Consider the following 1,045-nt stretch of genomic DNA (forward strand, 5'->3'; position numbering starts at 1 on the left):
TGATAGCCCGGCGGATGCGATCGATTTGCGCCCCCGGTGCGAAGATTGCCACATCGCTGCCTCCCTGAGATCGACCATTCTCGACCCTCGCGAGGGGCGCAGGGTTTCGGTCTACCAGTGCTCGAATTGTAGTCGGCTCGTTTGGAAGGACCAGGGATGAGTTGCGGCACCCGACGATAGGTACTGGCCTGTTTCCATCCCTAGTGGCTTAATTTGAATTTCGCAGTGGCCTGATTTGGTTCGTGAACTTTTGGCGGTTCCGGACATACTATGAGTAATGGAACCTGATCGGGAAAAAGAAGAAGTCGAAGCCAAGCTAGCTAGGTGCCGCGAGCTTGCGCAGGAGTTTCCCACCGGCCCCACGGCAGACATGATCCGCGACATGGAAGCGGACATTCTTGAAGAGCTTCGCGCCTTAGAACACCAGGACCGCACCGACCAAGCCCGGCAGGTTGTCCAAGAGTGCGCCGAGGACCAACGGCAGGTCGCGGATAAGCTCCGCAAGAAGATGAATTAAGGCCGCCACCACCAAAGCCCCTGCAAGCCGGGGCCGCTCTTCCCACGGAATCTTAGTCGACCGACGCGCTTTCCTGACTCGCTGATCTTAGCTCTGGGCAGTCAGTGGAGTAGTTGGTATGGCGTCGCCTTCGATCATTCCGGCCGATCGGCTCGACCGGGATATCTACATCGTCCTCGAAGACTTCGGCGCCCGCGCCGGCTGTGCCTGGCGCGAGACTGACGAGTCGGACCCCGATCTCGAAACCGTGCTGCAAGGCCTCCTCTCCGGCCAGTATGCCTATCCGGTCCGCATCGTGTGTTTCAATGCCGGCGAAGGATGGGGGCGAGACGCAACCTCCGATGTCGCCGACGCGCTGGCCCAGCGCGCAGCCGACCGCGATGACGAGATTCCCGGAAGCCCTGCAGGACTTTATCGCCGCCAACGCCACGCGGCGCTTCGACGTCCAGCTCGCGCTGCCGCTGCAGGGCGCCGCGTGATGTTCAAGGAAGGAAAGCCGGGCGGCGCCGGCCCGCCCCCGCAAAGCGA

General features: G+C 61.7%; 1 protein-coding gene and 1 pseudogene. Both read left to right on the top strand.

Features of this window, described 5'->3' with window-relative positions; translation table 11 throughout:
• Positions 1-277: 277 nt before the first annotated feature.
• Positions 278-517 (top strand): hypothetical protein, encoded by a 240-nt coding sequence (locus tag IVA75_RS34610; RefSeq protein WP_247359661.1) that lies wholly within the window; start codon positions 278-280, stop codon positions 515-517.
• A gap of 118 nt (positions 518-635) precedes the next feature.
• Positions 636-996 (top strand): annotated as a pseudogene (locus IVA75_RS34615) (hypothetical protein).
• Positions 997-1,045: the final 49 nt, after the last annotated feature.

Source organism: Bradyrhizobium sp. 134 (assembly GCF_023074155.1).
Taxonomy (GTDB): domain Bacteria; phylum Pseudomonadota; class Alphaproteobacteria; order Rhizobiales; family Xanthobacteraceae; genus Bradyrhizobium.